Source organism: Halomonas profundus, assembly GCF_020865425.1.
Lineage (GTDB): Bacteria > Pseudomonadota > Gammaproteobacteria > Pseudomonadales > Halomonadaceae > Vreelandella > Vreelandella titanicae.
In genome coordinates this window covers 388,758-413,804 of the sequence record NZ_CP086344.1, presented here as the reverse complement: position 1 = coordinate 413,804, position 25,047 = coordinate 388,758, and the positions used below count along the sequence as shown (strand labels likewise).

General features: G+C 57.2%; 22 protein-coding genes and 1 rRNA gene. 18 read left to right on the top strand and 5 right to left on the bottom strand.

The window, feature by feature from the left end:
* Positions 1–114: 114 nt before the first annotated feature.
* Positions 115–1,647, bottom strand: a 16S ribosomal RNA gene (locus LMS44_RS01965).
* 503 nt (positions 1,648–2,150) lie between these two features.
* Positions 2,151–3,350, bottom strand: a complete 1,200-nt coding sequence (gene tyrS, locus LMS44_RS01960) for a tyrosine--tRNA ligase (RefSeq protein WP_009287950.1) — start codon at positions 3,348–3,350, stop codon at positions 2,151–2,153.
* A gap of 145 nt (positions 3,351–3,495) precedes the next feature.
* On the opposite strand from tyrS, the gene LMS44_RS01955 reads away from it, so the two are divergent.
* Positions 3,496–4,635, top strand: a complete 1,140-nt coding sequence (locus LMS44_RS01955; protein ID WP_278371576.1) for an anhydro-N-acetylmuramic acid kinase — start codon at positions 3,496–3,498, stop codon at positions 4,633–4,635.
* 65 nt (positions 4,636–4,700) lie between these two features.
* Here the strand turns inward: LMS44_RS01955 and LMS44_RS01950 are convergent, their stop codons facing one another.
* Positions 4,701–5,744, bottom strand: coding sequence for a type IV pilus twitching motility protein PilT (locus tag LMS44_RS01950; protein ID WP_022520685.1), 1,044 nt, complete (start codon positions 5,742–5,744; stop codon positions 4,701–4,703).
* Between the two features lie 32 nt (positions 5,745–5,776).
* Between LMS44_RS01950 and LMS44_RS01945 the strand changes: the two genes are divergently transcribed.
* The 6 genes from LMS44_RS01945 to LMS44_RS01920 all read left to right on the top strand — a co-directional run bounded on the left by LMS44_RS01945 (position 5,777) and on the right by LMS44_RS01920 (position 10,402).
* The gene (locus LMS44_RS01945; protein WP_027958269.1) at positions 5,777–6,493 is read left to right on the top strand and encodes a YggS family pyridoxal phosphate-dependent enzyme; all 717 of its coding nucleotides are present in this window, start codon (positions 5,777–5,779) and stop codon (positions 6,491–6,493) included.
* Between the two features lie 55 nt (positions 6,494–6,548).
* Positions 6,549–7,373 carry a pyrroline-5-carboxylate reductase gene (gene proC / locus LMS44_RS01940; protein WP_278371578.1) on the top strand — a complete coding sequence of 275 codons (825 nt, stop codon included), beginning with the start codon at positions 6,549–6,551 and terminating at the stop codon, positions 7,371–7,373.
* Between the two features lie 55 nt (positions 7,374–7,428).
* The gene (locus LMS44_RS01935; protein ID WP_278371579.1) at positions 7,429–8,022 is read left to right on the top strand and encodes a YggT family protein; all 594 of its coding nucleotides are present in this window, start codon (positions 7,429–7,431) and stop codon (positions 8,020–8,022) included.
* 69 nt (positions 8,023–8,091) lie between these two features.
* Positions 8,092–9,318, top strand: coding sequence for a homoserine O-succinyltransferase MetX (gene metX, locus LMS44_RS01930; RefSeq protein WP_278371580.1), 1,227 nt, complete (start codon positions 8,092–8,094; stop codon positions 9,316–9,318).
* The gene (metW, locus tag LMS44_RS01925; protein WP_027958266.1) at positions 9,318–9,911 is read left to right on the top strand and encodes a methionine biosynthesis protein MetW; all 594 of its coding nucleotides are present in this window, start codon (positions 9,318–9,320) and stop codon (positions 9,909–9,911) included. The genes metX and metW overlap by 1 nt, the downstream gene beginning before the upstream one ends.
* A 41-nt stretch (positions 9,912–9,952) precedes the next feature.
* Positions 9,953–10,402, top strand: a complete 450-nt coding sequence (locus LMS44_RS01920; protein ID WP_278371581.1) for a DUF4426 domain-containing protein — start codon at positions 9,953–9,955, stop codon at positions 10,400–10,402.
* A gap of 33 nt (positions 10,403–10,435) precedes the next feature.
* Here LMS44_RS01920 and sfsA read toward each other — a convergent pair whose 3' ends face one another.
* Together sfsA and LMS44_RS01910 are read right to left on the bottom strand one after the other, a co-directional pair.
* Positions 10,436–11,164 carry a DNA/RNA nuclease SfsA gene (gene sfsA / locus LMS44_RS01915; protein WP_190374082.1) on the bottom strand — a complete coding sequence of 243 codons (729 nt, stop codon included), beginning with the start codon at positions 11,162–11,164 and terminating at the stop codon, positions 10,436–10,438.
* A complete protein-coding gene (locus LMS44_RS01910) occupies positions 11,164–12,324 on the bottom strand; it encodes an aminotransferase class I/II-fold pyridoxal phosphate-dependent enzyme (protein ID WP_278371582.1) in 1,161 nt (386 codons plus the stop codon). The genes sfsA and LMS44_RS01910 overlap by 1 nt, the downstream gene beginning before the upstream one ends.
* A gap of 215 nt (positions 12,325–12,539) precedes the next feature.
* Here LMS44_RS01910 and dksA point away from each other — a divergent pair, with 215 nt between their 5' ends.
* From dksA to LMS44_RS01855, 11 genes are all read left to right on the top strand, one after another.
* Positions 12,540–12,977 carry an RNA polymerase-binding protein DksA gene (dksA, locus tag LMS44_RS01905; RefSeq protein ID WP_007111809.1) on the top strand — a complete coding sequence of 146 codons (438 nt, stop codon included), beginning with the start codon at positions 12,540–12,542 and terminating at the stop codon, positions 12,975–12,977.
* 101 nt (positions 12,978–13,078) lie between these two features.
* Positions 13,079–13,990 (top strand): tRNA glutamyl-Q(34) synthetase GluQRS, encoded by a 912-nt coding sequence (gene gluQRS / locus LMS44_RS01900; RefSeq protein ID WP_278371583.1) that lies wholly within the window; start codon positions 13,079–13,081, stop codon positions 13,988–13,990.
* Position 13,991: 1 nt separating this feature from the next.
* Complete coding sequence (locus LMS44_RS01895) at positions 13,992–14,168, top strand: hypothetical protein (protein WP_007111811.1); 177 nt, start codon at positions 13,992–13,994, stop codon at positions 14,166–14,168.
* Positions 14,158–17,106 carry an ATP-binding protein gene (locus tag LMS44_RS01890; RefSeq protein WP_278371584.1) on the top strand — a complete coding sequence of 983 codons (2,949 nt, stop codon included), beginning with the start codon at positions 14,158–14,160 and terminating at the stop codon, positions 17,104–17,106. The genes LMS44_RS01895 and LMS44_RS01890 overlap by 11 nt, the downstream gene beginning before the upstream one ends.
* The gene (locus tag LMS44_RS01885) at positions 17,084–18,478 is read left to right on the top strand and encodes a sigma-54-dependent transcriptional regulator (protein WP_278371586.1); all 1,395 of its coding nucleotides are present in this window, start codon (positions 17,084–17,086) and stop codon (positions 18,476–18,478) included. The genes LMS44_RS01890 and LMS44_RS01885 overlap by 23 nt, the downstream gene beginning before the upstream one ends.
* 914 nt (positions 18,479–19,392) lie before the next feature.
* Positions 19,393–20,775, top strand: a complete 1,383-nt coding sequence (gene pcnB, locus LMS44_RS01880) for a polynucleotide adenylyltransferase PcnB (protein WP_009287938.1) — start codon at positions 19,393–19,395, stop codon at positions 20,773–20,775.
* Positions 20,775–21,269, top strand: a complete 495-nt coding sequence (gene folK, locus LMS44_RS01875) for a 2-amino-4-hydroxy-6-hydroxymethyldihydropteridine diphosphokinase (RefSeq protein ID WP_278371589.1) — start codon at positions 20,775–20,777, stop codon at positions 21,267–21,269. The genes pcnB and folK overlap by 1 nt, the downstream gene beginning before the upstream one ends.
* 157 nt (positions 21,270–21,426) lie before the next feature.
* On the top strand, positions 21,427–22,218 hold the full coding sequence (panB, locus tag LMS44_RS01870; protein ID WP_278371591.1) for a 3-methyl-2-oxobutanoate hydroxymethyltransferase: 792 nt from the start codon (positions 21,427–21,429) through the stop codon (positions 22,216–22,218).
* 59 nt (positions 22,219–22,277) lie between these two features.
* Positions 22,278–23,150, top strand: a complete 873-nt coding sequence (gene panC / locus LMS44_RS01865; protein WP_022520695.1) for a pantoate--beta-alanine ligase — start codon at positions 22,278–22,280, stop codon at positions 23,148–23,150.
* 29 nt (positions 23,151–23,179) lie between these two features.
* The gene (panD, locus tag LMS44_RS01860; RefSeq protein WP_007111819.1) at positions 23,180–23,560 is read left to right on the top strand and encodes an aspartate 1-decarboxylase; all 381 of its coding nucleotides are present in this window, start codon (positions 23,180–23,182) and stop codon (positions 23,558–23,560) included.
* A 220-nt stretch (positions 23,561–23,780) separates the two neighbouring features.
* Positions 23,781–24,959, top strand: a complete 1,179-nt coding sequence (locus LMS44_RS01855; protein ID WP_022520696.1) for an acetyl-CoA C-acetyltransferase — start codon at positions 23,781–23,783, stop codon at positions 24,957–24,959.
* The last annotated feature ends 88 nt before the right edge of the window (positions 24,960–25,047 follow it).

The following is a 25,047-nucleotide window of genomic DNA, read 5'->3' as shown; positions in this document are numbered from 1 at the left end:
AAAGCTATTTTTTCTTTTTAACGTGAAAAAAACAGAGCCACTTATCACTGCGTATCAACAGTATTCTGATCAGGTAATTCATTGTGGACGCTTACTAACGCGTGACGCATCGTTTAAGGAGGTGATCCAGCCGCAGGTTCCCCTACGGCTACCTTGTTACGACTTCACCCCAGTCATGAACCACACCGTGGTGATCGCCCTCTTGCGTTAGGCTAACCACTTCTGGTGCAGTCCACTCCCATGGTGTGACGGGCGGTGTGTACAAGGCCCGGGAACGTATTCACCGTGACATTCTGATTCACGATTACTAGCGATTCCGACTTCACGGAGTCGAGTTGCAGACTCCGATCCGGACTGAGACCGGCTTTAAGGGATTCGCTGACTCTCGCGAGCTCGCAGCCCTTTGTACCGGCCATTGTAGCACGTGTGTAGCCCTACCCGTAAGGGCCATGATGACTTGACGTCGTCCCCACCTTCCTCCGGTTTGTCACCGGCAGTCTCCTTAGAGTTCCCGACATTACTCGCTGGCAAATAAGGACAAGGGTTGCGCTCGTTACGGGACTTAACCCAACATTTCACAACACGAGCTGACGACAGCCATGCAGCACCTGTCTTACAGTTCCCGAAGGCACACCAGAATCTCTTCCGGCTTCTGTAGATGTCAAGGGTAGGTAAGGTTCTTCGCGTTGCATCGAATTAAACCACATGCTCCACCGCTTGTGCGGGCCCCCGTCAATTCATTTGAGTTTTAACCTTGCGGCCGTACTCCCCAGGCGGTCGACTTATCGCGTTAACTTCGCCACAAAGTGCTCTAGGCACCCAACGGCTGGTCGACATCGTTTACGGCGTGGACTACCAGGGTATCTAATCCTGTTTGCTACCCACGCTTTCGCACCTCAGTGTCAGTGTCAGTCCAGAAGGCCGCCTTCGCCACTGGTATTCCTCCCGATCTCTACGCATTTCACCGCTACACCGGGAATTCTACCTTCCTCTCCTGCACTCTAGCCTGACAGTTCCGGATGCCGTTCCCAGGTTGAGCCCGGGGCTTTCACAACCGGCTTATCAAGCCACCTACGCGCGCTTTACGCCCAGTAATTCCGATTAACGCTTGCACCCTCCGTATTACCGCGGCTGCTGGCACGGAGTTAGCCGGTGCTTCTTCTGCGAGTGATGTCTTTCCTACCGGGTATTAACCGATAGGCGTTCTTCCTCGCTGAAAGTGCTTTACAACCCGAGGGCCTTCTTCACACACGCGGCATGGCTGGATCAGGGTTGCCCCCATTGTCCAATATTCCCCACTGCTGCCTCCCGTAGGAGTTCGGGCCGTGTCTCAGTCCCGATGTGGCTGATCATCCTCTCAGACCAGCTACGGATCGTTGCCTTGGTAAGCCATTACCTTACCAACTAGCTAATCCGACATAGGCTCATCCAATAGCGGGAGCCGAAGCCCCCTTTCTCCCGTAGGACGTATGCGGTATTAGCCTGGGTTTCCCCAGGTTATCCCCCACTATCGGGCAGATTCCTATGCATTACTCACCCGTCCGCCGCTCGTCAGCATCTAGCAAGCTAGACCTGTTACCGCTCGACTTGCATGTGTTAGGCCTGCCGCCAGCGTTCAATCTGAGCCATGATCAAACTCTTCAGTTTAAGATCTATGTGATCCTTACATGTCACCCGAGGGCAACAAAAGCGGATCAAACTTGGCTCAAGGTTCAAACGAATTCATTCAAAACAGATCCCAAAGGACGAATCCTTTAAAACCTTATTGCTTGAGTCGCTTGCCTTGATATTCGGTGATTTGTCACCAACATCAGCAAGCGCCCACATGAATTACCTGATCAAATTGTTAAAGAGCTGTTTCGCTGTGGTGGCTAGCTAATAAACCAACTGGGCCACTCGACTTGCCGTTGAACTGGCTTGCCTCAGCGAGGAAGGCGTATTCTACGCATTTCCTGGTGGTTGTCAAGGGCGTTGTTTTCGATGCAAACCTGACCACATCCAAAACCGCTGGCTTTCGTAAAAGCACTAACTACCTGACAAACCGAAGCTTTTACACTTCATTCACCGCTGGTAACGCTTGGCGTCCCCGGCAGCGGATGCGTACTTTACGGATTCGCTGACGGGTTGGCAAGGGCTTTTTGACAGAAAGTTCAAATAAGCGTCACACGAGCGTAACGTTTCTTACCAGCTTGAATAACATAGCTCTTACCTGTCGCCAGCATAGTGTCTTTGGCAACGACGTCGCCGTCGACTTTAACTCGGCCATTACCCAGCATGTCTTTGGCTTGGGCACTGTTATTCGCAAGCTCAGCTCTATTAAGCACTGCTGCAATAGGTGCTTGCTCACTGCCCTCAAAATCGACCGTGACTTCCGGCAGATCTTCTGGCAGCTCGCCATCAGCCAGTTGATTACCCGCTGACTTGTGCGCACTGGCGGCTGCTTCATCGCCGTGGTAGCGGGCAATTAGCTCACGGGCCAGCTCCATTTTGATATCCCGCGGGTTCGCGCCCTGCTCAACGCTCTGCTTGAGCGCGTCAATCTCTTCGTTCGATTTCAAAGAGAGCAGCTCAAAATAGCGCCACATCAAGCTATCCGGCATGGAGACCAGCTTATTGAACATGGAGCCCGGCGCTTCATCGACACCAATGTAGTTGCCCAGGGACTTCGACATCTTCTGCACGCCGTCTAACCCTTCCAACAGCGGCATGGTAATGACCACCTGGGGCTCCTGGCCGAAGTGTTTTTGAATTTCGCGCCCCATCAGCAGGTTGAACTTCTGGTCAGTGCCGCCCAGCTCCACGTCCGCCTCAAGCGCTACCGAGTCGTAGCCCTGTACCAGCGGGTAGAGAAATTCGTGAATGGCAATGGACTGATTGGCTTTATAGCGCTTTTCAAAGTCATCCCGTTCCAGCATACGGGCGACGGTGCTTTGGGCAGCCAGCTCAATCATTTTGGCAGCGGAGAGCTCGCCAAACCATTCGGCGTTAAAACGTACCTCGGTCTTTTCAGGGTCGAGGATTTTAAACACTTGCTCTTTATAGGTTTCGGCGTTGGCTTTCACATCCTCTTCGGTGAGCGGTTTGCGCGTCACGTTCTTACCGGTAGGGTCACCAATACGCCCGGTAAAGTCACCGATCAAAAAGATAACCGTGTGCCCCAAATCCTGAAACTGGCGCATTTTGGTCAGCAATACGCTGTGCCCCAAGTGTAAGTCAGGGGCCGTGGGATCAAAACCCGCTTTGATACGCAGTTTGCGGCCTGAAGCCAGCTTCTGTTTTAGCTCATCCTCTACCAGGATTTCATGCGTACCCCGCGACAGCAGCGCTAAAGCCTGATCCACCTCACTCATTGCCTCTCTCCACTATAAAGAACCGCCCTTACCGGGCTCAGGTGATAAATAGCCGACGATGTTACCATGCTCGCTCGCCTTGGTTGAGCCTTGGTTTCGCTCTCACCCTGGTTTAGTCTCAGCCCAGCTTTGTACGAGTTCGCTTATGAAAACGCCTACCGCTACGCCGCTTTACTATATTGGCCTGATGTCCGGCACTAGTCTGGACGGTATCGATGCAGCACTTATCGCCATCGAAGGTGATTCGCCGCCGCACCTGTTGGCAACCCATGCCGAACCGATGCCGGACGAGCTTCATCGCCTACTGTTTAAGCTGTGCCATGCAGAGCAGGTCAGTTTTGCGCAGCTCGCAGCAGCGGAACACGCGTTCTGCCAATGCCAGGCCCAAGCCGTGCAGCACTTATTAGCACCCCTTTCAGTGGGTATAGAACAGATCAGTGCTATCGGCAGTCACGGCCAAACCATTGAGCATGCCCCCGCAGGCCACGGCGACGGCCCGGCGTATACACTGCAGTTGGATAATCCAAGCTTGCTGGCAGAACTCACCGGCTGCACGGTGGTCGCCGATTTTCGTCGCAGAGACTTAGCCGCAGGCGGTCAAGCGGCACCGCTGGCACCGGCCTTTCATCAGGCACTATTTGGGCGAGCAGACGCGCATCAGCTGGTACTTAATTTAGGCGGCTTTGCCAACCTCACCTGGCTTTCTAGCCAGCCGACCGATCCAGTGATCGGATTTGATACCGGCCCCGCGAATGTTTTACTGGATGGCTGGTTTGCCTTGCACCAGGGCGGTCGCTTTGATCAAGATGGCGCCTGGGCCGCTAGCGGCAAGGTAGATGAAGCGCTGTTAGCTCGGTTGTTATCAGAACCGTTTTTCCAGCAGCCGCCGCCGAGAAGTACGGGGCGTGAGCTTTTCCACCTGGCTTGGCTCCGCCAACATCTCAGCGGCCAGGAATCCGCCGCCGATGTTCAGGCGACGTTGGCCGAACTCACTGCCGTCAGTGTTGCTCAAGGCATTGAGCAACTGCAGATCAGTGACGGTTCACTAACGCTGATCACCGCTGGTGGCGGCGCTCACAACGGCTACTTAATGCAGCGCCTTGCCTATCATCTCCCGCGCGCAACGCTCACTTCGCCAGCGGCGTACGGCTGGCCTGAAGACTGGATTGAAGCGGGCGCCTTTGCCTGGTTGGCGCACCAGCGTCTGCACCACCTGCCAGGCAACTTGCCCTCAGTCACCGGCGCGCAGGGCCCCCGGGTATTGGGCGGAATCTATGCCCCCTAATACTCATTGTTTGAATACGCCCCTAGACCTCAAAGAAAAGCAGTGGGTACGTCACAAGGCTTAAATTATTCAGCTTTTGCGGCGAGAGTGCCTTTAGCCTGAGCCTGGGCTTCCTCTATGCTTACAACGCCCTCATTGACTAACCGAGACAGCGCGGCATCCAGGGTTTGCATACCCAGGCTGCCACCGGTTTGAATGGCTGAGTACATCTGTGCCACTTTGTCTTCGCGGATCAAGTTGCGCACTGCGGAAGTGGCCATGAGGATTTCGTGGGCCGCTACGCGCCCGCCGCCCTGACGTTTAAGCAGCGATTGCGATACCACTGCCTGGAGCGATTCCGAAAGCATGGAGCGCACCATGGCTTTCTCTTCGCTGGGAAAAACATCGATGATCCGGTCGATTGTCTTGACGGCAGAGGTGGTATGCAGCGTTCCCAGCACCAGATGACCGGTTTCAGCAGCGGTCAGTGCTAAGCGGATAGTCTCCAGATCACGCAGCTCGCCGACCAGAATCACATCCGGGTCTTCACGCAGCGCGCTACGCAACGCATCGGCAAAGCTATGGGTGTCGCGATGCACTTCGCGTTGGTTAATCAAACAGCGCTTGCTAACGTGGACAAACTCGACGGGGTCTTCAATGGTGAGAATGTGCTCGTAACGATGATCGTTAATGTAATCGATCATGGCGGCCAGCGTGGTGCTTTTGCCCGACCCCGTTGGCCCAGTCACCAGCACCAGGCCCCGCGGTAACATCGCCAGGCGCTCGAACACCTCACCGAGCCCAAGGGTTTGTATGGAAAGTACTTGATTGGGAATGGTGCGAAACACCGCCCCCGCCCCGCGAGCTTGCGTAAAGGCGTTAACACGAAAGCGGGCGATCCCCGGCACTTCAAAGGAAAAATCAATTTCCAGGTGCTCTTCGTAGTCGCGCCGCTGACGATCATTCATGATGGCGTAGATCAATTTACGCACATCGTTATTATCGATAGCGGGCACATTGAGCCGACGAATATCGCCATCAACACGTATCATGGGCGGCAAACCGGCCGAAAGGTGCAAGTCAGAGGCATTCTGCTTTGCCGAGAATGCTAGCAGTTCGGTAATATCCATCTCTCTTCCCAGCTGCGGTAAGGTGCTTGAGTATGACAGACATCGCGCTTAACGAGTCACTCGGCCATTCATACGCTCAGGCGCTTGAACGCCTGCATAATGCATTAGAAAACGCGGGGCGCGCCCAGGGTGCAGCCAAGCTACTGGCCGTCAGCAAAACCAAGCCTGCGGCGATGATTCGTCAGGTTTGGCAGTTGGGTCAGCGTGAATTTGGTGAAAACTATTTGCAAGAAGCGCTGGAAAAGCAGGCCGAGCTTACTGATCTTGACGGCATTGTATGGCATTTCATTGGCCCCCTGCAGTCCAACAAAACCCGCTCTGTGGCCGAGCACTTTGACTGGGTACATAGCGTCGATCGGCTAAAAATTGCCAAACGCCTTAACGAGCAGCGCCCAACGCACCTTGCGCCGCTCAATATCTGCCTGCAGATTAATATCAGCCGAGAAGAGAGCAAAGCTGGTGTGCTGCCCGAGGAGTTAGAGGAATTGGCTAGGGAAGTCGCCACACTGCCTAATCTGCGCCTGCGCGGTTTAATGGCGATCCCCGCTCCAACAGAGGATATAAGTGCTCAGCGCCAGCCTTTGGCAGCACTACGCGAAGCTTTTACCGCCTTACAAAGCAGCTTGCCAGACGCGCCCCTTGATACGCTCTCGATGGGCATGAGCGACGATTTAGAAGCGGCGGTGCTGGAAGGCGCCACGCTGGTGCGTTTGGGCACTGCAATTTTCGGCGCTCGCCCATCGGCTTAGACGAAAAGTAGCCCACTTTTTTACGTAGAACACTTTTACTTAAGGGACACCTACCATGGCGAATAAGATTACCTTCATTGGGGCCGGCAATATGGCCAGCGCCATTATCGGCGGCCTAATCGACAGCGGCGTCGCGCCTTATACTATTACCGCCACCGCGCCGAATGACAGCGAACTGACATCGATTAAACAACGCTTAGGCATCAATACAGACACCGACAACAATGCGGCGGTGGCTGAGGCCGATGTGGTGGTACTCGCGGTGAAGCCGCAAATCATGCGCAACGTATGCGAAGCGTTGCGCGACAGCGTTCAGCGCCAGCAGCCGTTGGTCATCTCGATTGCTGCCGGCCTGGATGCCGGCACGATCGACCAGTGGCTAGGCGGCCAGAATGCCATGGTACGCTGCATGCCCAATACGCCCTCGCTGGTCGGTTATGGCGCCAGCGGCCTCTACGCCAATGCCAACGTCAGCGATGCCCAGCGTGACGTGGCCACCCAGTTAATGGAAGCGGTCGGCATTGTGGAGTGGGTGGAAGAAGAAGCCCTGTTAGACGCAGTCACCGCTGTTTCTGGTAGCGCCCCGGCCTACTTCTTTCTGATGTTCGAAGCCATGGAAGAAGCCGCGGTTAAACTCGGCCTACCTGCCGCCACCGCGCGCCGCCTGGCTATTCAAACCGCGCTGGGTGCGGCCACCATGGCGCAGCAGAGTGATAAAGACCCGGCCACGCTGAAACAGAACGTTATGTCGCCGGGCGGCACCACCGAACGTGCCATTCAACATATGGAAGAGGCACAATTGCGCACCACGATTGCCGACGCCATGCAGGCCTGCGCCGACCGCGCCCAGGCAATGGCCAAGGAACTAAGCGGCAGCTAATGCAGCCATTCGGCTAACACAGCCTAAGCTACCGGATCATCAAGGAGACATAATAATGGGCAATGAATTGGGCAGTGCAGGGTTAATGCTAGTAAATACCCTCATCAATATTTACCTCTTTTTACTCATGCTGCGCTTCCTGCTGCAGGCGTCGCGGGCGGATTACTACAACCCGTTAAGCCAATCGGTGGTCAAAATCACCCAGCCGGTAGTGGGGCTATTTCAAGGCTTTTTAGGCCCTGTGGCTGGCCGCTTCGACCTCGCCACCTTAGCAGCAGGCTTTGTATTGAAAGTGGCTAGCATCATCGCCATTTTTATGGTGATTGGCGTTGGCATACCGCCCATTGCTGGACTGCTGATTGCCGGTGCGGCCGCCTTGGCGAATGCAATTTTAAAAATCTACTTCTTCGCCCTGATTGTGATGATTATTTTGAGCTGGGTAGCGCCCAACGCCAGCCATCCAGGTGCGCTGCTGGTTATGCAGTTGGTAGAGCCGATTATGGCCCCGGTACGCAAAGTGATTCCTCCGTTGGGCATGATCGATCTATCGCCTATCGTGGTGTTTATCGCCATTAACCTGATCGATGGTTTGGTGGTCGGCGCCCTGATTCGTGCGGCGGGCATTTCCGGCGCGCTGGTCGGGCTGTGATGGCGACTGCCAACCCCGTACTCCAAGAGCTAATTCAGTCGCCCTCTTTAAGCAGGACTAGCACCTTCAATGCCTGACTCAGATACGCTTGCATTTGCAGACCGACCGGCGGGCTCCGTCGGCGTGGTCACCCCGCACGTGGCACGCTTCGACACGCCGCTCGCTCTCGCCTGCGGCAAAGTGCTGCCTGCCTACGAGCTGATTTACGAAACCTACGGCACATTGAATGCCGATCGTAGTAACGCGGTACTGATTTGCCACGCGCTCTCGGGTCACCACCACGCCGCGGGCTACCACAGCGAAGAAGACCGCAAGCCTGGCTGGTGGGATGCTCATATTGGCCCCGGTAAAGCGATCGACACCAACCGCTTTTTTGTTGTATCGCTCAATAACCTGGGGGGCTGCCATGGCAGCACCGGACCGGTCAGTCATAACCCCGACACTGGCCGCCAGTGGGGGCCTGAGTTTCCCATGGTCACGGTCAGCGATTGGGTGGCCAGCCAGGCGCGGCTTGCCGACCACTTGGGAATTGAACGCTGGGCCGCCGCGGTGGGCGGCAGCCTGGGCGGTATGCAGGTGATGCAATGGACAATGACCTACCCGGAACGGGTGGCGAACGCGGTGGTGATTGCCGCCACGCCCCGGCTCTCGGCGCAAAATATCGCTTTCAACGAAGTGGCTCGCCAGGCGATTCGCTCTGATCCGGAGTTTTTTGACGGCTGGTACGCTGAGCACGACACCGTGCCCAGACGCGGGCTAAAGCTGGCCCGGATGGTAGGCCATATCACCTACCTGTCAGAAGACGCCATGGGCAGCAAGTTTGGTCGTGACCTGCGTAGCGACGATCTTAACTTCGGCTTTGACGTTGAGTTTCAGGTGGAGTCCTACTTGCGTTATCAGGGCGATACCTTCTCTACGGCATTTGACGCCAATACCTACCTGCTGATGACCAAGGCGCTGGACTACTTTGACCCTTCCGCCACCCAAGGGGGCGACTTAGCCAAAGCCCTAGCTCCAGCGCAGTGCCCATTTTTGATTGTTAGCTTTACCACCGATTGGCGCTTTCCACCCTCGCGCTCCCGCGAGCTGGTCGATGCACTCATTCGTGCGGGCAAAGCGGTTAGCTACGCCAACATCGACTCGCCCCATGGGCACGATGCTTTCTTACTCTCAGAGCCGCGCTACGACGCCATCTTCAGCGCTTTTATGAACCGCGCTGTCGGCGAGCTTAACCTCACCGAAGTGGGTAAAGATGAAGCAAGCGAAGATGCAACGAGCTCAGAGGAGACGCCATGATGCGCGCCGATCTTGAACTGATTTATGACTGGGTGCCCGAAGGGGCGCACGTGCTCGACCTCGCCTGTGGCGACGGCGAGCTGCTTGAGACCCTGGCGAACAATAAAGGCGTGACTGGCTATGGCTTAGAGATCGACCATGACGGCATTAATGCCTGCGTCGCCCGGGGCGTCAGCGTGATTGAGCACAACCTGGATGACGGTTTAAGCAGCTTCTGCGATAACAGTTATGACCAGGTAATCATGACCCAGGCGCTTCAGGCGCTGCGCCGTCCGGACAAGATGCTCGATGAAATGCTGCGTGTCGCCGAAGAGGGCATCATCACTTTCCCCAACTTCGCCTACTGGCGTCACCGTGTTCATTTGGGTCTGCGCGGCTATATGCCGGTATCCAAATCGCTGCCCCACGCCTGGTACGACACGCCCAACATCCATCTCTCAACGTTCAACGACTTTGAGCATCTGTGCCGCGAGAAGGGTCTGATGATTGTTGATCGCGCAGTGGGCGTGGGAGATCATCAAGGTCACTGGAAATCGCGGCTTTGGCCCAATCTATTTGGTGAAATTGCCATTTTCCGCGTTCGCCGACGCTAGGCTTAGACATTTAACTTATCGATCACCCAAGGAGCCACGCCATGTTACGCAGATTAATGATCGGTGCCGCCCTTGTCGGCACGCTCTTTGCCGCCGCTGGGGTCCACGCTGAGCAGTTCGTCAGCGTGGACGATTACGAGATTCACTACAGCGCGGTGAACAGCAGCTTTTTGACCCCGGAAGTGGCCCAAGCGAACAATCTCCAGCGCAGCGCCAACCGCGGCCTGGTCAATGTGAGCGTGCGCGAACGCCAGGAGGATGGCAGTACCCGCCCCGTTAACGCCAGCGTACAGGGCCACGTAAGCGGCTTGACGGGCGCTCAGGAGTCGCTCAGCTTTCGCACCGTGCACGACGGCGATGCCACCTACCACCTGGCGCCTTTTACCCTACTCGACGATGAGAACATGCGCTTTGAGCTAAGCGTGCGCTACGACCGCAACGCAGCCCCCGAACCGGTGAACTTTATTCAGCGTTTTTATATTGATCGCTAAGCCCTATTTCTAAGCCCTATCTCTAAGCCCTATCTACAACCGTACAGGCAGGCTGCGGGTTAACCGCACTCCAATGGGACGCTGTTGCTCCCGCACCACCTCAATACCATAGGCCAGCACTTCCACCCCGCTGGCCGAGGCCTCCGCTAGGGCTGCCGCGTAAGTCGCGTCGATATGGGCTGCGGCGGCCACATCGGCAATACCTTCATGGGCGACACAAAACAGCAGCACCGCCCGTTCACCCTGCTCTGCCAGCACTCGCAGCGAATGCAGATGCTTGGTACCACGCACGCTCACCGAGTCCGGAAAGTAGCCGTGGCCGTCCTGCTCTTTGAGGGTGACCTGCTTCACCTCGATATACGCCCGCCCCCGCTCTGGGTCATCCAGCCTAAAATCGAGGCGGGCGTCGGCCACTTTCACCTCCCGGCGCAGAGTGGCGTAGCCTGCCAACGGTGCCAAAGCCCCCGCCTCCAGCGCCGCTTCCACGATGCGGTTAGCGCGGCCGGTATGCACCGAGGCGAGCGCCACCTGCCCATCCGCTTGGGGCAGCTCGATAAACTCCCACGTCCAGGCAAGCTTGCGCTTGGGGTTATCGCTGGGTGACAACCACACTCGGCACCCTGGCACGTTCACCGCCTTCATCGAGCCGGTATTGGGGCAGTGGGCGACGACTTCGCGACCATCATCCAAACGCACATCGGCGAGAAAGCGCTTATAACGCTTGATCAGCGTGCCCGGCACCAGCGCCGGATAAGTCAGCATCACAGCCTGCCCACAAAGCGTGCAATCCGAGCCACCGCCTCTTCCAGCCGAGCCACATCATTGGTGAAAGCAATGCGCACATGGTGTTCGCCGCCACGTACGGCAAAATCAATACCCGGGGTAATCGCCACGTTTTCTTCCTGCAGCAGGCGCTCACAGAAGGCCTGGCTATCCCGGCTGTAGCGGGAGATATCCAGCCACAAATAAAACGCCCCCTGGGGCGGGAGATCCGGTGCCAGCCCCAAGCCTACAAGGCCCTCCAGCAGCACTTGGCGGCGCTCTTTCAGGGTTTCACGGCGCTGTTCAAGAACACCACGACACTCGGGCGTAAACGCCGCCAGGGCGGCATGCTGCGAAGGCGTCGGCGCGGCCAGAAACATGTTCTGCGCCAGCCGCGTTAATGGCTCCACTGCATGCTCTGGCGCCACCAGCCAGCCCAGGCGCCAGCCGGTCATACCAAAATATTTTGAGAAGCTGTTGACCACAAAGGCGTTGGCGGAGAGCGAGGTCGCTGAGAGCGGTGCATCGTCGTAGTTGAGGCCCTGGTAGATCTCATCGACGATGACCTCGCCTTCGCGCTCAGCGACCGCTGCCAGCACTGCAGAGAGCTGTTGCGCACTCAACGTGTGGCCGGTAGGGTTAGAGGGCGACGCCAACATCGCCAGGCTTGTGTCCTCACGCCAATGCTGGGCGACCAGGGCAGCGTCCATCTGCCAGCCGCTATCTCGCCCCACGGATACCGCATCAATCTCAGCGCCAGCTAGCGCCATAAAGTGACGATTGCAGGGGTAGTTAGGGTCAGCCATCAGCACCCGCGAGCCGGTTTCGACTAATAACTGGCTGGCCAGCAGCAGCGCCCCCGACGCCCCGGGCGTTACCAAAATACGCGCAGGATCCACCGTAGCGTTAAAGTGCTCGGCGTAATGTCCGGCGATCGCCTCGCGCAGTGCGGGCAGCCCAGCCGCTGGGGTGTAGCGGGTATGGCCACTGGCCAACGCCTGCTGCCCGGCAGCGATAATTGGCTCGGGGGTAGCAAAATCCGGCTCGCCTACTTCCAGGTGAATCACATCGTGGCCGGCGGCTTCCCGCGCCTGGGCCATTTCCAGCAAATGCATGACCCGAAAAGGGGCAACGTGATCGACACGCGAATTCCAGGCCATAACGGCTCCTTCATCTAATCATTTTTGAAACTGGACAAATATTGAAAAACTAACTAAAACATGGCGCTAGTCATATTCAAGGCCAAACATTCATCGAAAGCTCACCATTATGCTTGCAACCCAGTCATTTTTCAGCTAAACAAGCATCCCTTTGGCGTGAGATCGTGACAATCGCTCATGGTCGATCAGTAGTCACATATGTAAGGGGCAGTCCCATGCCAGTAGCAGAAAAGAAACCGGAAGCGTCCAAGTCCTTCACACCGTATGAGCCAGCGCCGGGTGAAGAGTATATGAACGAGCAGCAGCTAGCGCACTTCCGTCAGCTGCTGCTGGATTGGAAACAGGATCTCATGGAAGAGGTGGATCGTACCGTACGCCACCTGCAGGAAGATGCGAACAACTACGCCGACCCCGCCGACCGTGCTACCCAGGAAGAGGGCTTTAGCCTGGAACTGCGTACCCGGGATCGCGAGCGTAAGCTGCTCAAGAAAATTAACGAGACGCTAGATAACATCGATGATGATGATTATGGCTTCTGCGAAGCCTGCGGCGTTGAAATCGGCATTCGTCGTTTAGAAGCTCGCCCCACCGCCACCCTTTGTGTGGATTGCAAAACCCTGGCGGAACTCAAAGAGAAACAGCTAGGCGGCTGAGCACTAAAAGACCGTGCTACTCGAACGCGGGCACCTTAGGGTGCCCGTTTTTGTGAATGGCTTTTTGTAAATAACCAGCCCCTCTCAACAATGACGCTACCATGATTGATTTTGCTCGCTACCGGGGGCGCTTTGCCCCTACGCCCTCTGGCCCGCTGCACTTTGGCTCTTTGGTCGCCGCCTTAGGCAGCTATTTAGATGCCCGCGCGGCCGATGGGCAGTGGCTGGTGCGCATTGAAGATATCGACCCACCGCGCTGCCCTGAAGGTGCGGCGAGCACTATCCTTCGCCAGCTGGAAACCTTCGGGCTGGAGTGGGACGAAGCGGTAATGTGGCAGCACACTCGCGGCGATGCTTACCAACAGGCGCTTGACCAGCTTGTCCAACTCGGCCTGGCCTATCCCTGCAGCTGTTCGCGCAAGCAGTGGCAGGCGTTTGTTATCTACCCCGGCTGGTGCCGCGATGGCGCTTGCGATGCGAATAAACCGGTGGCCTGGCGGCTGCGCAGCGACCGTGGCGAACGCCCTATCCACTGGCAAGACCGGCTGTTCGGCGAGCAGCAGTTTGACCCGGCTGAACTAGGCGATGTGGTATTAAAGCGCAAAGATGACCTATGGGCGTATCAGCTCGCCGTGGTAGTGGATGACGCCGAGCAGCAGATTACCGATGTGGTACGCGGGCTCGATTTGCTCGATAACACCCCTTGGCAGCGCCAATTGCAGAGCGCACTTCAGCTACCGCAGCCGCGTTACCTGCATCTGCCACTCATTGTGACTGCTGAAGGGCAAAAGCTCTCCAAGCAAAACCTGGCCCCGGCCCTGGCAGAAGACGAGCAGAAAGTGCGCCAGCAGCTCTTTCAGGCGCTGGAAGCGCTTGATCAAGCGCCGCCACAAGAACTGGCCTCAGAGCCCCCCGCGACTCAGCTACACTGGGCGGTAGCGAACTGGTCGTTGGCACGTTTAAACCCAACGGCACACCGTTTAAATCCCTCTTCACCTCCAGTAGGAGATTGATATGTACGTCTATCGCATCATGCTGTTTCTGGTGTTTGGTGGCTATCTGCTCTCTCCGCTACTGATGAATGGCTGGAGCGACCCTGAGGCCGCCTGGTACCGCCCCTTTGCGATTTGGGGCGGTTTAATTGCGTTAACCCTCTGGCTGGAGCAGAAGAGGAAGCTTGATGAACGTTGAGATCGTCGGTGTCCTACTGCTGGGGCTGGGCTATTTAGCGCTGCTGTTTGGCTGCGGTTTTGCAGTAGAACGCGGCTGGGTGCCGGTGCGCATTACCCGCCATCCCATTGTCTATACCCTTGCCCTGGGGGTTTACGCCAGCGCCTGGGCGATTTACGGCAGCGTGGAAATGGCCGCCCATGCCGGGTTTGGCTACCTCGCCTACTACCTGGGCGCAGCGGGCGCCTTCTTGCTTGCCCCAGTGCTACTCGTGCCTATCCAGCGCATCACCCGCACCTATCAACTTACCTCGCTGGCGGATCTGTTTGCTTTTCGCTTTCGCTCCCGCTGGGCGGGCACGCTGGTCACCCTGGTCAGTCTACTGGCGGTGCTGCCACTGCTCGGGATTCAAGTCCAAACCCTGAGCGAAGCCATCAATATCCTCACCGCCAGCCAAGCGGGAGGCAGCGTTGCACTGCTTTTTTGCGCCGTGATTGCCGCCTTTGCGGTTATTTTCGGTGCCCGCCACAGTCAGTCTCACGGCCGCCACGACACCCTGCTTAGTGCCATCGCGTTTGAATCCATTGTTAAACTGCTGGCCATGTTAGGACTGGGTGCGGTGGCGCTATGGATGGTATTTGACGGCCCAAGCGACCTGCAGCTGTGGCTGGAGGGCCCTGGCGCTTTTCTTCAACAACAGACACCCAAACTTGACCCGGCCCAGTGGCGAACCCTGCTGCTACTGTTTTTTGCGGCGGCGTTTATGATGCCGCATCTGTTTCATATCAGTTTTTCAGAGAGTCTATCGCGGCATACCCTGCTACAAGCGAGCTGGACATTGCCGCTTTTCCTGCTGTTAATGGCGCTACCTGTGCCACTGATTTGGTGGGCTGCGCAGTCGGTCAATCCCAACATACCTATCGCCGCCTATGCCGCCTACCTAATGACTGAACACTGGTGGGTAGGCGCACTGGCGTTTATCGGTGGACTAGCCGCCGCCAGCGGCACCATGATTATGATTGCGCTAGCGCTTTCCGGCATGGTGCTTAATCATATTGTACTGGTAGCGAGGCCCCCGGAAGCGCGCAGTGATCTCTACGGCTGGCTGCTGTGGCTGCGCCGAGGGCTAGTGGTCGCTGTGATTATCAGCGGCTGGGTGTTTTACCAGTGGGTAGGTCGCCATCATGGGCTCATCGGTTTGGGATTAGCCGCATTTGTGGGGATGGCCCAGTGCCTGCCTGGCATGCTGGCGCTGCTCTACTGGCCGGGCGCTAACCGTAAAGGCATGATTATTGGCCTCATCGCAGGCGTCGGCGTATGGCTATGGGGGCTATGGCTGCCGCTCATGTTCTCGCTACCCGTACCGACGCTGCCCTTTACCCCGCTTACCGACACTGGTGCGCCGGTTTGGTACAACGTCACGCTGCTCTCGTTAGCGGTCAATATCCTGCTGTTGATTGTGATATCGCTGTTTACGCGTATTTCTGAAGGTGAGCAGTCCGCCGCGGAAGCGTGCTCCGTCGATGCCGTTATCCGCTCCAAGCGCTTTCCACTGGAAGCCGCCACGGCGAGCGATTTTTCTACCCACTTAGCCCATGCCCTCGGCGATGAGGCGGCTAGCCGTGAAGTGAATCGGGCATTGCAAGCACTCAACTTAACGCCCCAGGAGCGCCGTCCCTACGCGCTGCGTCGCTTGCGTGACCGTATTCAGGCCAATCTCTCGGGCCTAATGGGCCCATCGGTGGCACGGGATATTGTTGATCGCTATCTACCCTACCGCCACGACGACACCCCTGAAACCGACGATATTCACTTTGTTGAAAGTCGCCTGGAAGCCTACCGTTCGCGGTTAACGGGGCTAGCCCGGGAACTCGACGGCTTGCGCCGCCACCACCGCCAAACCCTGGCCTATCTGCCTGTGGGGCTGTGCGTGCTAGGCGATGACGATGAACTACTAATGTGGAATCAGGCGCTCTCGCAGCTCTCGGGGATTAGCGGTGAAAGTGTGATCGGTTCACGCCGCGACAGCCTCCCTGCCCCCTGGCCCAACCTACTCGGCGGCGTGCTAGAGACCACCTCAACACCGCTGTATAAACAGGCTGTCACACTGCACGGTAAAGACTATTTTTTGACCCTGCACAAAGCGGTTCTTAGCGGCAATGACAGCCGTGGCGGCAGCGTTATTCTGATTGAAGACCATACCGAAATGAAGTGGCTGGAAGAAGAGTTGGTGCATGCAGCGCGCCTTGCCTCTATCGGCCAGTTAGCCGCTGGGGTCGCCCACGAAATTGGCAACCCAATTACCGGAATCTCGTCACTGGCGCAAAACCTTCGCTACGACACCAACGATCCCGCCCTGCTGGAGACCGCCGACCAAATCCAGCAGCTAACCCAACGTGTCACCAAAATCGTTAACTCACTGGTTGGTTTTGCCCATGGGGGGCACCAATCGGTACCACGCCCTGCCTCCCCCGTGGCACTTGCATCAATTAGCGAAGATGCACTGCACTTGATCCACCTCGCCCGCTCGGGAGAGGATGTTGCCTTAACCAATGAAACGCCCGACGACGTAGTGGTACGCGGCGATGCCCAGCGATTAACGCAAGTGATGGTCAACCTGCTAAGCAATGCCCGGGATGCCTGCGGCAAAGGGGGAAAAGTTCATATGACCGCAGGGCGCCACGAGCAGCTTGCCTGGTGGCGGATAACCGATAACGGCCAGGGCATCGACCCACGTGTGCGCGAGCACCTATTCGAGCCCTTTACCACCACCAAACCCGCCGGCGAGGGTACCGGTCTGGGCCTTTCACTGGCCTACCAGATTATCAATGAGCACCAGGGAAAAATAGACGTGGCCTCGCCACCCCCCGGACAGCCTCGCGGCACGGCCATTACGTTATGGCTGCCGCTTTACCAACAGGATGATCAGCCAACCCATGCCCAGGATTCTGATTGTTGAAGATGAAGCGATTATTCGCAGCGCGCTAAAGCGCCTTCTGGAACGCCACAACTATACGGTCAGCGAAGCAGGTAACGCTGAGGAGGCCAGCCAGCTTGAGCTCGCAGGGTTCGACCTCATCATCAGCGACCTACGTCTGCCAGGCGAGCCGGGTACCTCGCTGATCACCGCCGCGGCCCCCGTACCGGTATTGATCATGACCAGCTACGCCAGCATGCGCTCTGCGGTGGAAGCGCTCAAACAGGGGGCCGTGGACTACGTTGCCAAGCCCTTTGACCACGCGGAGCTATTGGAGACCGTTGAGCGGATCCTGCACAAGCAGTCGATGCAGCAGAGTCCGCCCCCGGATATCACCGATGCAGGCGGCAGCCGGCAAACCATGATCGGCAACTGCGTTGCCATGCAGAAGGTCTACACCCGCATTAGTAAAACCGCCCCGGCCGATGTCACCGTATTGATTCTTGGCGAGTCAGGTACCGGCAAGGAGCTGGTGGCACGCGCCATTCACCAGCAGAGCAAGCGCGCCAAGGCACCATTGATCTGCGTCAACTGCGCGGCGATTCCTGAAACGCTGATCGAATCAGAGCTGTTTGGCCATGAGAAAGGCGCTTTTACCGGCGCCAGCGCTGCGCGCACCGGGTTAGTCGAAGCCGCTGATGGCGGTACGCTATTTTTGGATGAGATTGGTGAACTACCGCTGGATGCCCAGGCGCGTCTGCTGCGCGTTCTTCAAGAGGGTGAAATCCGTAAAATTGGCTCGGTGGAAACCCGCCACGTCAATGTCCGCCTGATTGCAGCCACCCATCGTGACCTGCGAGCACTGTCAAAAACCGGCGAGTTCCGCCTTGACCTTTACTACCGACTGAACGTGATGCAGATCGAGCTGCCGCCGCTGCGCGAGCGCGAGGATGACGTGCTTGAGATCGCCGACATTCTGCTCGACAAGGCGTGTAAGCGCCACGAACGCACGGGCCTGCGTTTGTCCCGCGCAGCCCGCCAGGATCTGCGCGACTACCCTTGGCCGGGTAACGTTCGCGAGCTGGAGAATGCCCTTGAGCGCGGAGTGATTCTTGCCGAGGGGCATCTGATCCATCCGGATGACCTGGGTCTAGCGCCGACCACCCCACGCCCCCATCCGTCCTCTGGCGCGTCCAGCACACCTGCTGCCAGTGGTGGCGGTGATAAAAGTGCTGAAGAGAATGAAGATGATCTCTCTTTAGAAGATTATTTTCAGCACTTTGTCCTCGAACACCAAGACCAAATGAGTGAAACCGAATTGGCACAAAAACTGGGCATTAGCCGTAAAAACCTTTGGGAACGACGCCAGCGGCTTGGCATACCGCGCAAAAAAACCGCCCGGCGCCCAGGTTAAGCACCTGGGCATTGCTATCCACTCGCGCCTCCACACCACCCCTACGACCATCGTCTAATATACTGATTTAAATAAGAAATATTCTGCCTTTCGCTACCCAGGTACTGTTACCTTCCCACACAACGCCGCGCACAAACGGCCGCGAAAGGGGTAACACTTCTCGCGCCGTAAAGTTCCTCAGCGACTTAAAAAACTCCAACCTTCTGAAATTTATAATTTATTAAATAGGTGGCACAGGGCCTGCAGTATTACTGGGTAAGAAAAACAAACTGGGCATAGCGCCAGGTCACCAACAAAAACAACATGACCTCGCCACAACCTGAGCCACAACAAAAACAACAGGGCCAGGTAGAGATAACGGTACTAACAAGAACAACAGACTTGAATCTCATTACTTGCTTGCGCAGGCAACACAGGCGCAGCGAACAACAACAAAAGTTAGCAAGTGGCCCGAAAGGACGCGACGTACAATGTGACTTGGCATCCTAACAACAACAATAGCTGTCAGTGTGTACACCCCGGCGCCAATAATAATACCCCGGGGGGAGAAAAGTTCGCGGTTGGATTATTGTTTTGAATACGAGGCGGTCGGAACCATCGTGATCCTTACGCCTACCGACTGCGGTGCGTATTCAGGGCGATGTGCCATCATGAAGAAAAATAGCAGCACGGACGCTGATTAATTGCTTGATAGGGGAGGCTCTTTTAGCCTCCCCTTTCCGTGTTTGGAGCCTGGGTTTAAAACCTGTGTTAGCCCCCGCCAGCGTCAAGTGCTTTGCAAGCCGCTACTTTGCAAGCCATGAAGGGTCGGCTACACTCAGCCACTCGTGGTTTATGTTCAGTACTCGTTTGAAGTGTTTTCTAACGACTATTTTTACGACCATTTTTTCGTACCTGCGAGTTGAAATCGTCGCATGTTTAAAGGATTTACCCGTTTCCTACACAGCCCGGGGGAGCAATTGAAAACCTTGCTTGATCCCCAAGAGAGCACCACCAGCGCCCTCACTCCGCGCAACATCCCTCGGTCAGAGCACCCTGTTTCTCGCCAGCATATTAGCGATGCCGCGTTAAAAGTGCTTTATCGCCTTAGCGGCGCGGGTTTCGACGCCTATTTGGTGGGCGGTTGCATTCGTGATGCGCTGCTGGGCAAGATGCCCAAAGATTTTGATGTCGCCACCAACGCCACTCCAGAGCAGGTTCGCGATCTATTTCGTAACTCGCGCCTGATCGGCCGCCGTTTTCGGATTGTCCATGTGCGCTTTGGCCGCGAGGTCATTGAGGTCACCACCTTCCGTGGCAAACCCCAAGACGAGCATGGCGACCACATTGCCCACCAGTCCGATGAAGGGTTACTGCTGCGCGACAATGTATGGGGCAATATCGAAGAAGACGCGCTGCGCCGCGACTTTACCGTTAATGCGCTCTACTACAATATCGCCGACTTCAGCATCACTGATTTTGCCAATGGTGCCGAGGATATTAAGACCCGCACCCTGCGCCTGATTGGCGACCCGGCGACACGCTACCGCGAAGACCCGGTACGGATGCTGCGGGCGGTGCGCTTTGCGGCTAAGCTCGACTTCACGCTAGACCCCGCCACCGAAGCGCCGATGTACGATCAGGCACCGCTGCTGCTGCAGATTCCACCAGCACGGCTATTCGATGAAGTCCTCAAGCTGTTTATGTCGGGCCACGGTTTGGTCACCTTCCGGCTACTCAGCCACTACGGCCTGTTCGGCATGCTGTTCCCCGAGGCCGAAGAAGCCATGGCCGATGCCGCCTGGGCCGAAGAGCTGATTGAGCAGGCGCTGACCAACACCGATAAACGTATTGCCGAAGAGCGCCCCGTCACCCCGGCCTTCCTGCTGGCAGCGTTTTTATGGGCCCCGGTCAAGCATCGCCAGGAAGCGCTGGAGCAAGAGGGCATGCCGCCCATTCCGGCGCTTCAAGCAGCCGCTCAGCAGGTGGTCTCCCGTCAGTTAGAGTTCACATCGATTCCCAAGCGCTTTGGCATCCCGATGCGGGAAATTTGGGAATTACAGCAGCGCCTACCCCAGCGGCGCGGTAAAAAGGCCTTTCAAACCCGCGAACATTCGCGTTTCAGAGCGGGCTATGACCTGCTGCTGCTGCGCGAACAGGCGGGCGAGATACCGAGTGGTTTAGGCGAATGGTGGACGGCGTTTCAGCGCGGCGATGAGCACGAACAGCGCCGCTTACTGCAAAAAGTTGGCGGCGACCCCGCCAGCCAGGGCGACCGTCGTCGTAAACGGCGCCGAAAGCCGAGCGCGCCAGAGTAGTGGGTACTCCTCCCCAGCTCGCCTATATTGGCTTGGGTAGTAATCTAGAGTCGCCTATCGAGCAGGTTCGCGAGGCCCTCAACGAGCTGGCAATACTACCGCTAAGCCGATTGGTGGCAGCATCATCGCTTTACGCCAGTCGCCCGGTGGGGCCGCAGGATCAGCCGGACTTTATCAACGCGGTGGCCGCGCTGGAGACACGGCTCTCGCCGCTGGCGCTACTCGACCAGCTTCAGGCGTTAGAGCAGCAGCATCGCCGCCGCCGCCAGCGCCGCTGGGGGCCCCGAACGCTCGATCTTGACCTGCTGCTCTACGCTAATGACACTATTGATACGCCACGCCTACGCGTGCCGCACCCGCAAATAACTGCCCGGGCCTTTGTACTGCTCCCCCTCGCAGAGATCGCCCCCTCTCTAGACCTTCTCCAACAGCCGCTATCCACGTGGCTTGAGCAAGTTGATAACCAAGGCTTGGAACGCTTACCCTGCGCCTAGTTGCGGCTAACGCTACCATTTGACACAAATCTCGACACCGACACCCCATTCAGGTAACAATTGCCGGTTACGCCACTTCGCGCATGCAGGGATGCAGCATCAATAATGGTCGGCTGCCTATGTCGCAGCGGCCTCACGTAAAACATGAGAGCACGCCATGAAAACCGTCACCCTAAGCACGCTGCAGGCCTATAAGCAGGCTGGCGAGACGTTCAGTTGCCTAACCGCTTACGACGCCTCCTTTGCCCATGCGGCAAGCCAGGCAGGCATTGATGTCCTGCTCGTCGGTGATTCGCTGGGCATGGTGCTACAGGGCCATAACAGCACCCTCCCCGTCACCATTGACGACATCGTTTACCACACCCGCTGCGCGGCACGTGGTAAAGGCCATAGCCTGCTGATGGTGGATCTACCCTTTATGAGCAACGCCACCACCGAGCGCCTGTTGGAAGATGCCGGTGCCGTGATGCGCGCGGGAGCGGAACTGGTCAAGCTGGAAGGCGAAGCGTGGATGGCCGATGGCATTCGTGAACTCACCCGCCGCGGCGTACCGGTATGTGCCCACCTGGGCTTAACCCCACAAACCGTGCATCAGCTAGGTGGCTATAAAGTGCAGGGGCGCGACGCTGCTCACGCTGAGCGCATCATTAATGACGCAAAAGTGCTTGTCGAGGCGGGCGCCTCGGTGATTCTGCTTGAGTGCGTTCCTGCCAGTCTGGGCAAAGCGGTCACCGCCGCGCTGGATGTGCCGGTGATTGGCATTGGCGCAGGACCGGATACCGATGGCCAGATTCTGGTGATGCACGATGTGCTCGGCATCACCCATGGCCGCACACCCCGCTTTGTAAAAAACTTTATGGTTGAGGCGGACAGTATTCAAACTGCGTTTCAGCGCTACCATGAAGCGGTCAAAACACGCACTTTCCCAGCCCAAGAGCACTGCTTTTAAAGATGACGGTTAAGACATCTAGTCTATCGACCATTTTTTGTTATTGACGCGAAACGACTATGCGCACTTTGCGAGACATTGATCAGCTACGCAGCACGCTGCGAGATTACCGCCAACGCGGCCAGCGTATTGCCCTGGTACCCACCATGGGCAACCTACATGCCGGGCACCTAGCGCTGGTCGCCTGCGCGCGCCAGCACGCCGATATCGTGGTCGCAAGCCTGTTTGTCAATCCGATGCAGTTTGGCCCAGGCGAAGATTTAGACGGTTACCCGCGTACCTTTGATGCCGATCAAGCGCAGCTTATCGAGGCCGGCTGCAACGTGCTGTTCGCCCCGGCGGTGAGCTCGCTCTACCCCAACGGCTTGGACGCCCAGACCCGCGTGCATGTGCCCGTGGTGGGTGAGGGTCTGTGTGGTGGCTCACGCCCCGGCCATTTTGACGGTGTCTCCACCGTGGTTAGCATGCTGTTTAATTTGGTGCAGCCCGACGTCGCCTGCTTTGGGGAGAAGGATTACCAACAGCTTGCGGTGATTCGTAAGCTGGTGTGCGATCTGCACATGCCCATCGAAATTATCGGCGTGCCCATCGTGCGCGCAGAAGATGGCCTGGCACTGTCATCACGCAATGGCTATTTAAGTAGCGAGGAGCGTGCAATCGCCCCTGCGCTTTACCGCACGCTGTGTACGCTTCGCGATGCGCTAGAGCGCGGAGAACCTATCGAAAAGGTACTACACCAGGGCAACACCGCGCTGTATGATGCGGGCTTTACGCTGGACTATTTGGAACTGCGCGATGTCACGCTAGGCCCCATTAACCTAGCGACCCGCCATGCGGTACTGCTGGCCGCCGCCAAGCTGGGCCCGGCGCGATTAATCGACAACCTCACTGTTCAACTCCCGGCCAGCGCTGCCACTACTGGCAGAGAATAAACAAACAACGGGTAAAAATAGGAACTCACATGCATACCATTATGCTCAAAGCCAAGCTGCACATGGCTCGCGTCACTCACGCGGTGCTTAACTACGAAGGCTCCTGCGCCATCGACGGCGACCTGCTGGATATGGCGGGTATTCGTGAAAATGAGCAGATCCAGATTTACAACGTCGAGAATGGCGAACGCTTTACCACTTACGCCATTCGCGGTGAGGAAGGCTCCAAGCTCATTTCGATCAACGGCGCTGCGGCCCACCTCGCCGCCCCTGGCCACCGGATCATTATCTGCAGCTATGCCCACTACTCCGAAGCCGAACTGGAAAACCACCAGCCTGCTTTGGTGTATCTCCAGGAAGGCAACCACGTCAGCCACACCAGCAATATTATCCCGGTACAGTTGGCCTGATCACAACTGGCCTAATCTTAGCGCCTCTAATGCTTTCTTCTGACGGGCCACATGTTGGCCCGTTTTTATTTGCCCATAAAGGTTTATTGCCGCAACGCACCACCTTCCCCTATGCTGAAGAGACGGCTGACAGAGTACGAATAAAAGAGTACGGCTGACAGAGCACGCCCATCGGGCATCTGGTATCAGACTGTCTGTTAATTACTCCAGGAGTCATCTTATGCAAGAAGTAGTCATTGTTGCGGCACGCCGCACCGCTGTGGGCGCTTTCGGCGGCTCCCTCGCAGGTATTCCAGCGAGCGACCTAGGCGCTTTGGTGATCAAGGATATCCTTGCCTCAACCGGCGTTTCTCCCGATCAGGTTGACGAAGTACTGCTGGGCCAGGTGCTCACCGCGGGCGTTGGTCAAAACCCGGCGCGCCAAGCGGCTATTAAAGGCGGCCTACCGGACTCGGTACCGGCCATGACCATCAACAAAGTGTGTGGCTCAGGCCTTAAGGCACTGCATCTCGCTACGCAGGCCATTCGCTGCGGCGATGCCGAGCTGATTCTGGCCGGCGGTCAGGAGAATATGTCTGCCTCGCCCCACGTACTGCCCAATTCTCGCAACGGTCAGCGCATGGGCGATTGGAAGGCAATTGATTCCATGGTACACGACGGCCTGTGGGATGCGTTCAACAACTACCATATGGGTATTACCGCCGAGAATTTAGCCGAGAAGTACGGTATCACCCGCGAAGCGATGGATGAGTTCGCCGCAGCGTCACAGCAGAAAGCCGCTGCCGCCATCAAAGAAGGTAAGTTCAAAGGCCAGATCGTGCCGGTGGAAATTCCCCAGCGCAAAGGCGACCCGGTGGTGTTTGATACCGACGAGAACCCACGGGAAGTTACCGCGGAGAAGCTTGGCGGCATGCGCCCTGCGTTTAAGAAAGACGGCACCGTTACCGCCGGTAACGCCTCGGCGCTCAACGACGGCGCGGCGGTGGTTATGCTCTGCTCCGCCGAAAAAGCTAAGCAGTTGGGGCTAGAGCCACTGGCACGCATAGCGGCTTACTCCAACGCAGGCGTTGACCCTGCCATTATGGGTATCGGGCCCGCACCGGCCACTCGCCGCTGCCTTGAAAAAGCCGGCTGGAGCCTGGATGATCTAGACTTGGTCGAAGCCAACGAAGCGTTTGCCGCCCAGGCGCTATCCGTCAACAAAGAGCTCGGCTGGGATACGTCTAAAGTGAACGTCAACGGCGGCGCGATCGCTCTAGGCCACCCCATTGGTGCCTCCGGCTGCCGCGTACTGGTCACGCTGCTCCACGAAATGATCGCCCGCGACGCCAAGAAAGGCCTCGCGACGCTGTGCATCGGCGGCGGTCAGGGCGTAGCCTTGGCTATCGAGCGGCCTTAAAAACCTACCCTTCGCTCGCTTAACTAAGAACTAATATAAGCCCTTGTCAATTGACGAGGGCTTTTTCCGTTCGGGATGCACAAACCTC

Excerpts from the sequence above, each read along its gene's own strand:
- tyrS (WP_009287950.1), bottom strand. The coding sequence starts at position 3,350 with ATGAGTGAGGTGGATCAGGCTTTAGCGCTGCTGTCGCGGGGTACGCAT.
- LMS44_RS01955 (WP_278371576.1), top strand. The coding sequence starts at position 3,496 with ATGAAAACGCCTACCGCTACGCCGCTTTACTATATTGGCCTGATGTCC.
- LMS44_RS01950 (WP_022520685.1), bottom strand. The coding sequence starts at position 5,744 with ATGGATATTACCGAACTGCTAGCATTCTCGGCAAAGCAGAATGCCTCT.
- LMS44_RS01945 (WP_027958269.1), top strand. The coding sequence starts at position 5,777 with ATGACAGACATCGCGCTTAACGAGTCACTCGGCCATTCATACGCTCAG.
- proC (WP_278371578.1), top strand. The coding sequence starts at position 6,549 with ATGGCGAATAAGATTACCTTCATTGGGGCCGGCAATATGGCCAGCGCC.
- LMS44_RS01935 (WP_278371579.1), top strand. The coding sequence starts at position 7,429 with ATGGGCAATGAATTGGGCAGTGCAGGGTTAATGCTAGTAAATACCCTC.
- metX (WP_278371580.1), top strand. The coding sequence starts at position 8,092 with ATGCCTGACTCAGATACGCTTGCATTTGCAGACCGACCGGCGGGCTCC.
- metW (WP_027958266.1), top strand. The coding sequence starts at position 9,318 with ATGCGCGCCGATCTTGAACTGATTTATGACTGGGTGCCCGAAGGGGCG.
- LMS44_RS01920 (WP_278371581.1), top strand. The coding sequence starts at position 9,953 with ATGTTACGCAGATTAATGATCGGTGCCGCCCTTGTCGGCACGCTCTTT.
- sfsA (WP_190374082.1), bottom strand. The coding sequence starts at position 11,164 with ATGCTGACTTATCCGGCGCTGGTGCCGGGCACGCTGATCAAGCGTTAT.
- LMS44_RS01910 (WP_278371582.1), bottom strand. The coding sequence starts at position 12,324 with ATGGCCTGGAATTCGCGTGTCGATCACGTTGCCCCTTTTCGGGTCATG.
- dksA (WP_007111809.1), top strand. The coding sequence starts at position 12,540 with ATGCCAGTAGCAGAAAAGAAACCGGAAGCGTCCAAGTCCTTCACACCG.
- gluQRS (WP_278371583.1), top strand. The coding sequence starts at position 13,079 with ATGATTGATTTTGCTCGCTACCGGGGGCGCTTTGCCCCTACGCCCTCT.
- LMS44_RS01895 (WP_007111811.1), top strand. The coding sequence starts at position 13,992 with ATGTACGTCTATCGCATCATGCTGTTTCTGGTGTTTGGTGGCTATCTG.
- LMS44_RS01890 (WP_278371584.1), top strand. The coding sequence starts at position 14,158 with ATGAACGTTGAGATCGTCGGTGTCCTACTGCTGGGGCTGGGCTATTTA.
- LMS44_RS01885 (WP_278371586.1), top strand. The coding sequence starts at position 17,084 with ATGCCCAGGATTCTGATTGTTGAAGATGAAGCGATTATTCGCAGCGCG.
- pcnB (WP_009287938.1), top strand. The coding sequence starts at position 19,393 with ATGTTTAAAGGATTTACCCGTTTCCTACACAGCCCGGGGGAGCAATTG.
- panB (WP_278371591.1), top strand. The coding sequence starts at position 21,427 with ATGAAAACCGTCACCCTAAGCACGCTGCAGGCCTATAAGCAGGCTGGC.
- panC (WP_022520695.1), top strand. The coding sequence starts at position 22,278 with ATGCGCACTTTGCGAGACATTGATCAGCTACGCAGCACGCTGCGAGAT.
- panD (WP_007111819.1), top strand. The coding sequence starts at position 23,180 with ATGCATACCATTATGCTCAAAGCCAAGCTGCACATGGCTCGCGTCACT.
- LMS44_RS01855 (WP_022520696.1), top strand. The coding sequence starts at position 23,781 with ATGCAAGAAGTAGTCATTGTTGCGGCACGCCGCACCGCTGTGGGCGCT.